A 13,150-nucleotide genomic window follows, 5' to 3' on the forward strand; every position below is an offset into this window, starting at 1 on the left:
CGAGTGGGGTCGCTGACTCCCGCAGATGTCAAGCGCTGGGATCTGAACGCCATTCACGCGGTGTTCGAGACAGCCACCGGCCGCGCTAATACGTTGCAGCGCTTGGGGGAAAGCCTGCAACAGGCCCACAACGTGCTCGCCGAGTGGCAGGGCGAGGCAGGCGACGCTTTCCGCGTCGACATCGGCAAGATTCGCCGCGACATCGAGGCGGACGGCGCGGAATCCCAACAAGTGGCCGCCGCGGTGTCGCGCGCCGAGGCGGATATAGCCGCCTGCAAGCACGAGCTGGACACCATCGAAGGGGCCGCCCAGGCAAGCGGCTGGACCGTCACGCCGGACTGGCGAATCGACCTTGGTCCCGGGGGGATTCCCGCGAATCGGCTCGATCTAGCGACCAAGCTGCAGAACCTGCAGGCGGAGCTCAACGCCTGCAAGGCGCACGCGCACACCGCCGATCACGAGCTCGCCACGGCGATCGGCGCCGCCGTCGGTGCAGTCCCCCTGGATGCCGCGGAATCCGCCCCAGCGGGTGCCCCGGCGCCGCAGGGTCCACCTGCGCCCGCAGGTAAGCCGAAGACGTGGCAAGAGATGTTGACGCCGCCCGGCGCCGCCGCTGCGCCGGGCGGCACGCCGCCGAGGGCCCCGTCGGCTCCCGCCCAAGGGGGCAAGCCGCGGTCACTGCAGGACATGTTGTTGCCCGGTGGCCCCGTTCCGCTGCCTGCGCCGAGCCCGGCAGAGATGGAGAGCGCTAAGTCGTTGTTACGCAAGGTGATGGCTGGCGATGGCGTGCCGCCGGATCAGATCGAGGCACGCGTGAACGAAGTCGTGGCCGGCGCGCAGCGGTGGATCGACCAGGGCGGAATTCCTCCCTATCTGCCTCCCGAGCCAAAGCCGTTGCCGGCGCCGGGATTTGGTGAAGGGTTCGCTGACCGCTGGTTTGCAACCGAAGAGAGCGTTCACAACCTGCTCGGGGTGGGAAATCGCGGATTACCGGGTGCGCTCGACGCGTGGAAGCAAATGATCCAAGGCACCGTCGAGACTGTCCAAAACCCGGCGGGGGCGGCGATCGGCGAAGTGCAGAATGCCATGAACTCGCCCAGCGCGGCCTACTACCTGGGCGGTAAAGCCTCCGATGCTGCGGTTTCCTTGCCCGCGATGCTCTTTGGTCCGGAAGTCGCAGGCGTAGGCAGACTGGCGGACATTGATGCCGCCGCCGCAATCGATTACGGCCCGACACACTTGCCACATACGCCGGTCGGTTTCGAACACCCAATCCCCTTCCACCCGTTTGCAGACCAAGCCGGGCAAGATCTTTTTGCCGCCTACGCACATCGAGAGCCCACAGCAGATTTGAGTCGGATACTCGCTGATATGTCGACTCACTACGTCGGTGACGATCCAGATCGGGTCGTCTTGGGTAAATTCGGCGGTCTGGAGGGCGGTTACATCGGCGAAGCCAGAGGTCAAGGCGGAATCTATTTCAGCACCGGCGATCCAGCTTGGGATGCGATAACCTACGGGCTTAGCAGAGCTGAAGAGCACAGCCTCGTCTGGCCGGTCAACGAACAATTTCTCCGCAACCAGATGGAGAGGGCCATCCCTCGGATTGAATACCATTTACCGCAGGGGGTTAGTAGTGTCGAGGAGTTGATGACATTAGATCCATACTCTTATTCCGCTAAAGAAATTGCGTTTTTGAAGAGCAATGCGGAGATGTATGGCTATCGGCAAGTCGGGGATTCATGGATACTTATCGCAGGAGACCGGGGATGACACAAGAGTTCTTGACAGGGGTTCGGTCGATCGTGGAGCCTACATTGATTGAACTTGGCTTTCAGCTTGATGAGATCGACGATGACGTGGATGAATGGGGACGAAAGGGTTCTGTTGCGTTCTTCCGTTCGATAGATTGCAGAATCCAAATCTACGACTCGATCCGAGACGGCACGATCAACTGCATGATTGCCGCGCTGAATTCCCCGAACGTCTTCGGCCCGCATGATCGGTCGGGAAAGTGGCAGTATCTTCCCAGGTTTGCCATCCGGAAGGGCGTCCCGCTCGAGGAAATCAAGAAAGACGATCTAACCGTGGATTTTCCTACGACGTCCCAACTGCTTGAATCTGTCCGTGACCGAATCGAGAAGTATTTTCCTATTGCGCACGAAGGTATTCTGGAAATGGGCGGGCCTGAGTATTGGAACTCAAGTTTGTAGATTGAGCGTCTCACGCTTCGGATGAAACAAAATTCGGCTTGCTGAACCGATCGAAGAAATGGCGGTTCATGTTGCTGCTCAGTAACGTCCATGATGGCTTGGCGACGCCCGTGCTGGATGCGGACGACAATGAAGTGATGTCCTGGCTCGAGGCACTCTTCAATGTGCATTTCGCGGCTGCCCGTGAGGCACTGCGGTCGAGGGTTGCGGAGTAATGGCATGAAGACCGGACGACGAAAATGACAGACGAATTCTTGGCGTTAGTCCAGCGTATTATCGAACCTCGACTTGTTCAGCTGGGGTTCCAGCTAGACGAAGTTCGTGACGTGGTTGAACAAGGGAGAAAGGCGTCCATGGTGTTCTTCCGTTCGCATGATTGCAAGATACAGATCTACTATTCGTCCCGGGAAGGTGAGATCAACGCGATGATCGGTCCGCTAGACGCGCCGAATCAGCACGGCCAATACGATCGATCGGGAAAGTGGCATTACTTCAACGACTTTGCGAATCAACCCAAATCGTCCCTGGAAGAGTTGGTGCGGCAGCGTCGGGACGAATGCGCAAATTTTGAGACGACGGCCAAGTGGCTCGAATGGATCAAAAGAGAGCGTATAGATCGGTATTTCGACTCGGCGCATGCAGCAATAGTCGGGGAACGATGAAGACCTGTTCCAAGTTGCATTACTGCCCGAAATCGGCGAGGCGCTGTAGCCCCCTCGCCTGAGTCCCTTCCTCGACAGTTAGTTGCAATTTGTCGCTCGGGGGCGGGCAGCACGAGACTGACTCGCGGCAGAGACCAGTGGGGCGGGTGTGACGGGCAGCGACCACCGCCCCCGCGGGGTATAGGAATTAGCGGCGTGGGTGCGGGTGTTGCCCTTCTCGAGAGAGGGCAGTCCAACGGCGGCAGACAGGGGTGACCATGAAGTTCGGGATCTCGACATTCGTCAATGACGACACCATCGACACGATCTCGTTGGCGCGCGCGATCGAAGAGCGCGGCTTCGCCTCGCTGGTGATCGCCGAGCACACCCACATTCCGGCGAGTCGGGAGTCTCCCTACCCGCAGGGCGGGAAGCTGCCGTCGATCTACTACCGCACGCTCGATCCGTTTGTGACGCTGGCCGCGGCAGCCGCGGTGACTTCGTCCATCGAGTTGTTCACCGGGATCGCCCTGCTGATCCAACGCGATCCGATCATTACGGCGAAGGAAGCCGCCAGCATCGACCTGATCTCCGGCGGCCGCTTTGTGTTTGGTGTGGGCGCGGGCTGGAACATCGAGGAGCTACGCGATCACGGTACCGATCCGAAGACCCGTGGCGCCCTGCTCGACGAACGCATCGAGGCCATCAAAGCGCTGTGGACAACCGAACCCGCCGAGTATCACGGCACGTACGTCAACTTCGACGCTTCCTACCAGCGCCCCAAGCCGGTTCAGAAACCGCACCCGCCGATCTTCATCGGTGGTGACTCGGACGCCACCGTCAAACGAGTCATCCGCCACGACGCCGGATGGATAGCCAACCCACTTCCGGTGGAGCGGTTAACCAAGCGGATTGATCAAATGCGTGAGGGCGGCGGAAAAGAGGTTGCACTCGCGACGTTCGGCACGCCGGCCGACCCCGATTATTGGGACGCCTTGGGCGGCTTGGGTTTCGAGCGAGTCGCACTGCTGTTGCCCAGCCGGCCCCTCGACGAATCGCTGCGGTTGCTCGACGAATACGCCACGAAGGTGAGTAGCTACAGCGGCTGAGGCTTGGATATCGGGTCCCCGCGGCCGATACCCGAATTCGGATGAATTCGCGTATTTCGGTGATCGATGGCACTACACTCCGTCCATGGAACTCGAGGCCCGAGAGTTTCGTCCGTCGCCGCTTTGGACGCTCAAAGCGAAGTTCATCCAGTTCGTTTACCAGTATTTTTATCCTTACTTGACCCGTCGGCTTCGCTCGGATGATGTGTTGTTCCTCAATTACGGGTACGAGGAAGATCCGCCGATGGCCGTGCCGCTGGGGGCCTCCGACGAGCACGACCGGTATTTCATCCAGCTCTACCACCGCACCGCGACCCAAGTGGACCTCACCGGCAAGCGCGTGCTGGAGGTGGGTTGCGGCCACGGCGGCGGGGCCTCCTATCTGACGCGTACGGCGCACCCGGCCTCTTACACCGGACTGGACTTGAATGCGGTCGGTATCGACTTCTGCCGACAAAGGCACCGGCTGGCCGGCCTGGAATTCGTGAAAGGCGACGCCGAGAACCTGCCCTTTCCCGACGAATCCTTCGATGCGGTGATCAATATCGAATCCTCGCATCTCTACCGACAGTTTCCCCGTTTCCTCGACGAGGTGGGCCGGGTGCTCCGCCCGGGCGGGCATTTCCTATACGCCGACTTCCGCTTCGCTGACACCGTCGCCGACTGGGAGGCGCAGCTCGCCAACGCGCCGATGAGGATGCTTTCGCACACGACGATCAATGAGCAGGTCGTGCGCGGCATGGAGAAAAATTCGCAGTGGTGGGTACGCGCCGTCGAACGCCTCGTGCCCGCCGTCTTGCACAGGTGGCTGTTGGTCCATGGATACGTACTCGTGTGGAGGGTTCACCAGGACATGAAAAGTGGCGGTTCCACCGACTACCGGATGTATTGCTTCGCCAAGGCGTGACGCCCGATCCGAAAACGGTTGGCAGAACCGCGGTTTCAGGCTGGGACGATCCGCCGCGCGGCACGGGCCAGCCGGGAAGGAGCAAATCGCCAGACTTCGTCCTCGATATCCCACGCGTACGAGGGCGTGTTATCAGTCAGGAGGTCGCGAAGTCCCGGCCGGCCCAGCTCGTCCGAGGACCAGTCATAGAGGCGGCCCCATCTGGGCTGGATGACTCCGACGTCGAGCAAGTGACCGAAGCCGTGCTCGAGCGCGATGTACGTTTCCACGTCGTCGCCCAGCGGATAGCGGTCCGGAAGGATGCGCGAAAGCGACAAGAAAATCCCGGTCATGCCCAACCGGGGGTCGCCGAGCGGGCGCGCAAACGGGGCCAGCCAGCCCATCGCCAGCCGCGGCGCGGCGACAAGCGCATGGGCATAGAGCACCCGGATCAGGACGACGTTGATAAAGAACCGTTCCACCCGCGTTTCCCGACGGGCTAGTTCCTCGTTGGACAAATAGGCTGAGGCGATCGAGGCGTTGTGTGCGCGATACCAATTGCGCGCGGTTGGTTGCCGGATGAAGTCGAGGTGCGTGCTGACCGCGGCTGAACTGCGTTCGCCCGGATGCCCGAATGCGAACGCCCGAGCTTCGGCCGTGTCGCGCAACAGGGTTTCGTTCACCGCACGCCACCATGGGCTGCCCGGGCACGAGACGCCCTCGGGGTTAAGTAGCCCTCGCCGCAGCTGCCATCCCATGAACGCCGAGGCCGCACGCCGGTAACGCAGGTAGCCCCGATCCACACCGCGTGGGACCTCGTAGAGCCGGCGTAGCAGCGCCAGCCGCGCCGCCGGGTCGTTGCGCGCGGCGGCGACGAGCGAATCCGCGTGTTCGGCAGCCGAAACGCCTGACGCAGTTGGATCTTCAAAGGGCATGTCTACACCCGCCACATTCTTCGTCGTCCCCGCCGTTCAATCAGTGTGGAGGTGGTGGCGGGCTACCGTCCACCCAGCGGTCCTGAGTCGTCTAGGCGCGTTCGTCGCGCCGAGTCCTCCACCACGCGACGCCGGCGAAGAGCACGGCCAGCACCCCCAACATGATCATGTCGAAAAGCCAGGTCGACGCGGTGCGGTGCCAGTGGGTGTCGTCGGCAATTCCCGCGACCAGGTGAGTCAGATCCGCCGTCGACGCGGTGGCCGCGAAGCCCCACCGCCCGGGCGTGAACCAGGCCAGGGTCTCGAACAACGGCCGATTCGTCACTGGGATGAACCCGCCGGCGAGCACCAGTTGCGCCATCAGTGTCATCGCCAGCAGCACGATCACCTGATCGCTGGTCCGCGCCAACGCCGAAATTGCAAGCCCGGCAACCATCGCAGCCACCGACGTTGCCGCGACGCCGACGAACAATTCCAACATCGGGCCACCCAGGATCGCCGCGCCCGTCGGCCCCGGCTTGCCGATCCCGGGTGCCGTGACGATCAGAACCAGGATCGCCGACTGCGTCATCGCGACTCCGCCGAAGACCGCGATCTTCGCGAGAAGATATGCGGTGGAACATAATCCGGCCGCCTGCTCGCGGCGGAAGATCGCACGCTCACCGACGAGATCGCGCGCGGTGAGCGTGATGCCCATCAGGATTGCGGCGAAGCTCGTCAAGGCGATCACGTGCTTGGCCTCGAACGGCACGGAGGCATCCGCGTGACCGAGTCCGGCGTGACCGGCCACGGTCAGTGGCAGCAGCCCGACGATGAACGGCAGTACGGTGAGAAAAATCAAGTAGCCGCGGTTGGCGACGAGGAGGCGGACCTGCCGGCGCGCGAGCGTCGACAGCTGGCGCCATCGGCCGGCGCGTGCGGGTTCCGTCGGCTCCGCGGGCCAGATGAGCCGAACCATCGTCATATCAGCTTGTGATCCGGCACTTGCCATGAAGCGGCGCTGAACACCGGCGGGGTCGGCGCAGACGATGCTGAAGATGTCGGCCCAGTCGACGGCTCCGATGACCGATCCGATCTCGTCGGGGCGACCGCAGAACGCGGTCTTGCCACCCGGCGCCAGCAGCAACACCTGGTCGCACACGTCAAGGAAGGTCAACGAATGCGTCACCACGACAATCACGCGACCCGCATCGGCGAGCCGGCGCAACATTGCCATGACGGTGCGGTCCAGCGCCGGGTCCAGCCCCGTCGTCGGCTCGTCGAGCACCAGCAGGGAGGGACGTGTCAACAGCTCCAAGGCAATTGACACCCGTTTGCGCTGCCCGCCCGACAACTTCTCGATGCGGGTCGCGGCGTGGGGTGTCAGCTCGAGTTCCTCGAGTACCGCCGCGATCACCTGACGGCGATCGCAGGCTGGGGTTGCGGCGGGCATCCGCAGTTCCGCGGCGAACTCCAGCGCCTGCCCGACGGTCAGCCGACCATGCACGACGTCGTCCTGGGGCACCATCCCGATCCGGTTGTGCGACAACACGCATGCTGTCCCGTCCAGCGACACCGCCCCGGCCGTCGGCCTCGTAGCTCCGGCGATCACCTTGGCGAGAGTGGACTTGCCCGCTCCCGACGGGCCGATCACGGCCGTCAGCGTACCCGGGCGAGCGGTGAATGAAATTCGGTCCAGTGCAATGACATTGCCGTCGAGAGTAAGGCTCACGTCGCGTACGTCAAGGCCGCCGACCGTGGCTGCCGGTGGGATCCTGGGGGCGATCACAGTTGTAGCACAGGTCATCTGAGTCCTCATCCGATTAAGTAGGCCAGGGGGAGCACCACCAGCAGTGAGTCGATCCGGTCGAGCAGACCTCCAAAGCCGGGGAGCCAGCAGCCGGCGTCCTTGACCTGGGCCTGCCGCTTCAACATCGATTCCAGGAGGTCGCCGAAGACACCACCGATGGACACCGCGACAAGCAATCCGATCGAGATGGTGCCCAACAGCGTGAGGATGACGAACGCGCCGACGATCGCGCCGACCATCCCGCCGACGGTCTTGTTGGGGCTCAACGGGGACAACGGCCGACGTGCCCAAGCCATGCGGCGCAACCCCTTTCCGCCACACCATGCGGCGACGTCAGTGGCCGCGACGGCAAAGCACAGCAGATAGGCGTCCGGCCACACCATGACGAGGTGAGACAGCGACCAGCAGATCCACAACGAAGCGAACCCGGCGAAAGCCGTTCTCTTGGAGCCGTGTTCGACATCGCCGCCAAGGACCGAGGGCGCCGCGCACAGCAGCGCGACGACGGGCGCGAGCTGCAGCAGCGACGGGCGCAACCACGCGGCGGCCGGGTAGAGCACGGCCATTGCTATCAGTAGGTAGGTATCCGCGCGGCGCAGTCTTACCAGTCGCGCGTACTCGGTCACCGCGACGACGGCCAGAGCCGCCGCCAATACGGCGGTGGTGGCGTGACCGATCCACACCGGGATGCCGACCGCGGGCGCGATCAGCGCCCAGGTGCGCCACTTCTGGATCAGTTCCGGCTTGCGGGAGACGAGTACGACGATGCCGGCCAAGGCCAGGATCGCCACGGTAACCCACAGCAGAAACACGGCGCGGGAGTAGAGGTGGATGTGCAGCGGACCGAGGTCGACATTGAGCGGCATCCGCCGATCCCGGCGGACGAACGACAGGTAGTTCTCGACGATCGCCATTTCAGGATGCGAGCGCATACCGGTCGGCGGCGTCGGCCGCGCGGTCCGCGCGCAATGCCAGCACCCGTGCCCGCAGCTGCGGCGCGGACGTGGTGTGCGGGTCGACGGGTGCGCCCACGTGGACGTGCATCGGGGCGGGGGTGTAGTGGCCGTCCTTGGGTAGCACGTCGGCGGTCCCCGCGATCGCGACGGGTATGATCGGCACGCCGCAATCGCGCGCTAATCGTATTGCGCCGGAACGAAACGCGCCGATGGTGCCGTCGGTCGACCGGGTCCCCTCGGGGTAGATGACGACGGTCCGGCCGGCCTTCAGCGCGGGTCCGGCCGCCGCGAGCAGTGCGGCATAGTTGCCGTCACCGGACCGCCGTACCGGCAGGATCCCGGCGAGCGAAGTCGCGACGAACCGCCGCGCGGGTACGTCGAACCAGTAGTCGGCCGCCGCGCCGAACACCGGCCGAGCCGACGGTGGAAGCGCCGCCAGCAGCACCGCGGTGTCGGCGTGCGAGCTGTGATTGGCAACGACCACGCAACCACCGGTGGCGCGAAAGCGTCCGCTCACGCTCAGGCCGCCCGACGCGGCGCACACGGTCCGCCAGAGCCAGTGCCGAAGCACACTCGGCATCCGGTTCGCGGTCATGCCGCCACTGCCGTGAGAGGTTGCGTGACGAGGTTCAGCGGTTGGGTGATCGTGTTGATCGGCTGCGTGACCGCATCGAAGTGCTCGACCAAGACGACGCGCTGGGCCTTCAGCTCGCGGCGCGCCGCTCGTAGCCGCAGCACCGTGGTGATCAGTGAACCGTTCACCAGCTGCGCCAGCAGTGCGGGCATGATGACCGGAAAGGCCGTGGCCAGCACGACGAACAGGCAACGTTCGGTCTTGCCGAGCGGGCCACCGTTGCGCCGCGTTGCGCCTGCTGCGGCCGCGGCCAGCGACGCGAACGTCGGAAGCGTCGCGGCAAGCGCGGCGACGAGGACCTGAAACACCAGCCAGGACAGCCAGTGCAGCCCGGGACCGTGCTGCCGGGCCGCCCACACCGCCAGGCCGGCGAACGCGAGCAGGTCAGCCGTGCGGTCGCCGAGCTCGTTGACCACGAACCCCCACGGCCGGCTCACGCCACGGGCGCGGGCCACCGCGCCGTCGAGGTTGGCTCCGGCCAGCCGCAGCACCATGAACAGCGCCGCGAGCGGCCAGCATCCGAACGCGACCGCAACTGCGGCCGCAGCGGCCGCGGTCACACCGGCAGCGGTGAACACATCCGGGGAGATTCGCCGGGCAACGGCGGCGTCGACGACGGGTGTCAGTCGCTTGGTGAACCACGGCTTGAGCGCGTAGAGGCTGGTCACGGCTGGGCTCCTTTCGTGTTGTGCCGATTTGTTGCACATTCGCCGCCTAGGTGGCCTTGCGATTGCGACGAGTACATCGACCCGGAGCGACTACCGATCCCAAAAAACGTCGGCAGGACAAGGGCGCGCGCCTGTAGGAGGATGAAGCGATGCGAGGGGTTATCGTTTTTGCGAGTTTTGCCGCTGTCATCGCCGTTGCCGCACCGGCACAGGCCGATCCGGGTCCGGATTCGAACTTTTTGACCGAGCTGAAGAACGCCGGCATCACCTTCCAGACGCCGAGCGTCGCCATCGGGGTAGGCAAGAGCGAATGCAAGCTGATGGATGAAGGCATGTCCGAGACCGAGGTCATCAAGGACCTGGAGGAGAGCAATCCCGCATTCAAGGGGGACAGCCCCGTCCAGTTCACCCGGATCGCGGTCGACGCCTATTGCCCCCAACACGCGGGGGAACTGACTACCCAGCCGCCGGCGTCATCGTAGATCTGGCCCGGCACTTCGTGGCCGGCGCTATCTGACGGACCGCGCCTCTCCGGCCGGCCGGGTTCGCAATTCGACCGGTAGGCGTTTGAATCCGTGCAAGGTGACCAGCTCGAGTGGTTCGGGCCGCTCGTGCAGGCACAGGTCCGGGAACCGCTCGAACAGGCTGCGCAGGGCGATGGCGCCCTCGATTCGTGCCAGGGCGGCGCCGAGGCAACCGTGGATCCCTGAGCCGAACGCCACGTGGTCTTTCGCATTGGGCCTGGTGATGTCGAACCGGCCGGGGTCGCTGAACACGCGCGGGTCGCGGTTGGCGCCGCCCATCAACAGCACGAACATCGAGCCGGCGCGGATGTGCTCCCCGGCGATGTCGGCGTCGCGGCGTGCGGTGCGCACGAGCATCTGCACCGGGCTTTCGAATCGCAGAATCTCCTCGACTGCCGCCGGCCAGAGCGACGGGTCGTCGCGCAGCAGGGCCAGTTGACGGGGATGCCGCAGCAGCAGCACGATCCCGTTGCCGATCAAGTTGACCGTCGTCTCGAACCCGGCGCCCACCAGAAGTGCTGCGTTGGCCGCGAATTCGCGATGGGTCAGCTCCCCGCCGGCGGCCACCCGGCCGAACGGATCGTCGCGCGAATCACCCTCGCGGGCTCGCTGGATGAATTGCGCGGCGTAGCGGTCGACTTCGCGCAGCCGCTCGACGGCGTGGAGGAACGTTTTCCAGCTGGTACCGAAATCCAGCAGCGGAGCCAGGCTGTAGCCCCATTCGCGCACCTGCGGGCGCGCATCGACTGGCAACCCGAGGATCTCGGCGATCACGGCCACCGGCAGTTCCGTCGCGAAGTCGGCGACCAGGTCGGGTCGCGGGTTGTGCTCTAAGCCGTCGAGCAGTTCACCGGTGATTTCTTCGACGCGGGCGCCGAGCCTGTCGATGGCCCGAGGCGTGAAGCTCTGGGCGAACAAACGCCGGTAACGGGTGTGATCCGGGGGGTTCGACATCACCATCGCCGGACGCTCCACCGGATTGGGCAGGCCGGGATCCGTTCGGTCCAGCAAGGCCGGAACTGGCTGCGGCAGAGGCGCATTCACGATGTTGGTGACCCCAAACCGGTCGTCGCGCAACACCGTTCGGCAAATCTCGTGGTCGGCGCTCACCCACACGAACGGCCGTCGGACCAGCCGGCCCTGTTGCCTGATGTCCTCGACCAGCCGATACATTTCGTCTCCGCGGGCCCGGCCCAGCAGAAACCGGGCCAACGGTTGTCCGCGGCGAGCCTGCACCGCCAAGAATGCGCGCGGCGCACCGTACCTCGCCATCCAGCGAAACCAGATGCTCGTCCGGATAACGATCCTCCTTGGGCGGGCCGCGACGTCGTGGCCGGAACATATCACCGTGGCCTGGTAGCACGCGCGGTACGGGTAATCCCTAGGCGCGACACAACCATTCCTCACCGTACGGCAGAACGCGGTAAGCGCGACGCGGCAAGCGAGCCTCGGTCGCCCCGACGAGCCGCGGGCGCGCGGTGCTCTAGATCTTGGCGGGCACGTAACTCGTCAGGCCGCCGTCGACGACGAACTCGGCTCCGGTCGCGTACGCGGATTCCTCGCTGACCAGGAACACGACGAAGGTGGAGACCTCGGCCGGGTCGGCGCCGCGGCGCAGCGGAATGGGTTGCATGAATTCCTCGGTGACGCCCTGGCTCAGCGGGGTGTGCACCAGGCCCGGGTGGATGGAGTTGACTCGGATCTTGTACTGCGCCAATTCCACCGCGGCCGATTTGGTGATGCCGCGCAAGCCGAACTTTGCGGCCACGTAGCTATGCAAGTGGGCGCTGCCGGCCAATCCCTCGACCGACGAGATGTTCACGATCGACCCCCCGCCCGCGGTGATCATCGGTTCGATCGCGGCGCGCATACCCAGGTACGCGCCGGTGAGGTTGACGTCGAGGACTTGGTGCCAGTCGGACACGGAGGAGCCACGCAACGAGCCCAGCTTGACGATTCCCGCATTGTTCACCAGCGCGTCCAGTCGGCCGAATCGCTTCACCGCCGCGTCGACGGCGCGGTCCCACTGATCGGGATCCGCAACATCTTGATGCACGAAATCGGCTGATTCCCCGAGCTTTTCGGCGACCGCGTTGCCTTCGTCGTCGAGAACATCGGTGATCAGCACTCGCGCGCCCTCGGCCACGAGCGCCTGCGCATGGGAAGCGCCCATGCCGCGAGCCCCGCCGGTGACCAGCGCTACCTTGCCCTCAACTCGTCCCGCTCTGCCCATGGCCGGTTACCGTACACCCGCGCTGGCACGCAGTTGATCGAGCAGCCGGGCATCGTCGTGGCCGGGAACGAGGTAGTGACATACCGCCAGACGCACCAACGTCATCGCCACCACCTCGGGGTCGCGGACCTGTCCCGCTAGCGCGGGGGTGACCAGCTCGACCAATGCCGGTAGTGCTCTTGCCATCTGGCCCAGTGCCAGGCCAGGCTCTATTTCGATGAGTCCCCGCATCTGATACGACGCGTGGAAGCCGGCCAGGAACTGCAGCAGGGCCTCGACTTTCTCGGCACCGCTTCGGTCCGCGATCGCGTGGCCCAAATCCTCACGTAGCAGCCGCAATTCGAAGACGCTGAAGGCGGACAGCAGGTCGTCTTTGGACGAGAAGAACTTGTAGAGCGTCGGGCGCGAGATGCCGGCCTGGGCCGCGACGTCGGACAAATTCAGCTTGCTGTACCCGTGGCGGCACAGCACCTTGAAGGTGGCCCTCAGGATGCGTTCGCGCATCGGGTCCGCCGCGCCGAGACCGTTCACATTTACAGACTTTACACTAATTGTAAGCAGT

The 13,150-nt window shown here is 64.5% G+C and carries 14 protein-coding genes and 1 pseudogene; 6 read left to right on the forward strand and 9 right to left on the reverse strand.

The window, feature by feature from the left end:
• Positions 1–3: 3 nt before the first annotated feature.
• The 5 genes from BN973_RS09625 (at position 4) to mtf2 (ending at position 4,870) form a co-directional block, all read left to right on the forward strand.
• Positions 4–1,773, forward strand: coding sequence for a hypothetical protein (locus BN973_RS09625; RefSeq protein ID WP_051641191.1), 1,770 nt, complete (start codon positions 4–6; stop codon positions 1,771–1,773).
• Positions 1,770–2,213 carry a hypothetical protein gene (locus tag BN973_RS09630; RefSeq protein WP_036467696.1) on the forward strand — a complete coding sequence of 148 codons (444 nt, stop codon included), beginning with the start codon at positions 1,770–1,772 and terminating at the stop codon, positions 2,211–2,213. The genes BN973_RS09625 and BN973_RS09630 overlap by 4 nt, the downstream gene beginning before the upstream one ends.
• 239 nt (positions 2,214–2,452) lie before the next feature.
• Positions 2,453–2,875 carry a hypothetical protein gene (locus BN973_RS29895; protein ID WP_139830340.1) on the forward strand — a complete coding sequence of 141 codons (423 nt, stop codon included), beginning with the start codon at positions 2,453–2,455 and terminating at the stop codon, positions 2,873–2,875.
• Between the two features lie 257 nt (positions 2,876–3,132).
• The gene (locus BN973_RS09640) at positions 3,133–3,963 is read left to right on the forward strand and encodes an LLM class F420-dependent oxidoreductase (RefSeq protein ID WP_036472224.1); all 831 of its coding nucleotides are present in this window, start codon (positions 3,133–3,135) and stop codon (positions 3,961–3,963) included.
• A gap of 85 nt (positions 3,964–4,048) precedes the next feature.
• Positions 4,049–4,870, forward strand: a complete 822-nt coding sequence (gene mtf2, locus BN973_RS09645) for a fatty-acid O-methyltransferase Mtf2 (protein WP_051641193.1) — start codon at positions 4,049–4,051, stop codon at positions 4,868–4,870.
• 35 nt (positions 4,871–4,905) lie between these two features.
• Here mtf2 and BN973_RS09650 read toward each other — a convergent pair whose 3' ends face one another.
• The 6 genes and pseudogenes from BN973_RS09650 to BN973_RS09670 all read right to left on the reverse strand — a co-directional run bounded on the left by BN973_RS09650 (position 4,906) and on the right by BN973_RS09670 (position 9,831).
• Entirely contained in the window at positions 4,906–5,784 is an 879-nt protein-coding gene (locus BN973_RS09650) for a hypothetical protein (RefSeq protein WP_036467698.1), read from the reverse strand.
• 91 nt (positions 5,785–5,875) lie between these two features.
• On the reverse strand, positions 5,876–7,093 hold the full coding sequence (locus BN973_RS09655) for an ABC transporter permease (RefSeq protein ID WP_407067601.1): 1,218 nt from the start codon (positions 7,091–7,093) through the stop codon (positions 5,876–5,878).
• Positions 7,091–7,441: pseudogene (locus BN973_RS32185) on the reverse strand (ATP-binding cassette domain-containing protein); the annotation flags it as partial. The gene BN973_RS09655 and the pseudogene BN973_RS32185, both read right to left, overlap by 3 nt.
• 137 nt (positions 7,442–7,578) lie before the next feature.
• Positions 7,579–8,487, reverse strand: coding sequence for a phosphatidate cytidylyltransferase (locus BN973_RS09660; protein ID WP_051641194.1), 909 nt, complete (start codon positions 8,485–8,487; stop codon positions 7,579–7,581).
• A 1-nt stretch (position 8,488) separates the two neighbouring features.
• Entirely contained in the window at positions 8,489–9,046 is a 558-nt protein-coding gene (locus tag BN973_RS09665) for a lysophospholipid acyltransferase family protein (RefSeq protein WP_232232057.1), read from the reverse strand.
• A gap of 74 nt (positions 9,047–9,120) precedes the next feature.
• Complete coding sequence (locus tag BN973_RS09670) at positions 9,121–9,831, reverse strand: CDP-alcohol phosphatidyltransferase family protein (RefSeq protein ID WP_036467706.1); 711 nt, start codon at positions 9,829–9,831, stop codon at positions 9,121–9,123.
• Between the two features lie 149 nt (positions 9,832–9,980).
• Between BN973_RS09670 and BN973_RS09675 the strand changes: the two genes are divergently transcribed.
• Positions 9,981–10,313, forward strand: a complete 333-nt coding sequence (locus tag BN973_RS09675; protein WP_036467708.1) for a DUF732 domain-containing protein — start codon at positions 9,981–9,983, stop codon at positions 10,311–10,313.
• A 27-nt stretch (positions 10,314–10,340) separates the two neighbouring features.
• Here the strand turns inward: BN973_RS09675 and BN973_RS09680 are convergent, their stop codons facing one another.
• The 3 genes from BN973_RS09680 to BN973_RS09690 all read right to left on the reverse strand — a co-directional run bounded on the left by BN973_RS09680 (position 10,341) and on the right by BN973_RS09690 (position 13,119).
• Entirely contained in the window at positions 10,341–11,654 is a 1,314-nt protein-coding gene (locus BN973_RS09680) for a cytochrome P450 (protein ID WP_036472227.1), read from the reverse strand.
• A 184-nt stretch (positions 11,655–11,838) separates the two neighbouring features.
• Entirely contained in the window at positions 11,839–12,588 is a 750-nt protein-coding gene (locus tag BN973_RS09685) for a glucose 1-dehydrogenase (RefSeq protein ID WP_084163352.1), read from the reverse strand.
• Between the two features lie 6 nt (positions 12,589–12,594).
• Positions 12,595–13,119 carry a TetR/AcrR family transcriptional regulator gene (locus BN973_RS09690; RefSeq protein WP_036467713.1) on the reverse strand — a complete coding sequence of 175 codons (525 nt, stop codon included), beginning with the start codon at positions 13,117–13,119 and terminating at the stop codon, positions 12,595–12,597.
• Between the last annotated feature and the right edge of the window lie 31 nt (positions 13,120–13,150).

This window comes from Mycobacterium triplex (assembly GCF_000689255.1).
GTDB classification, from domain to species: Bacteria; Actinomycetota; Actinomycetes; order Mycobacteriales; family Mycobacteriaceae; genus Mycobacterium; species Mycobacterium triplex.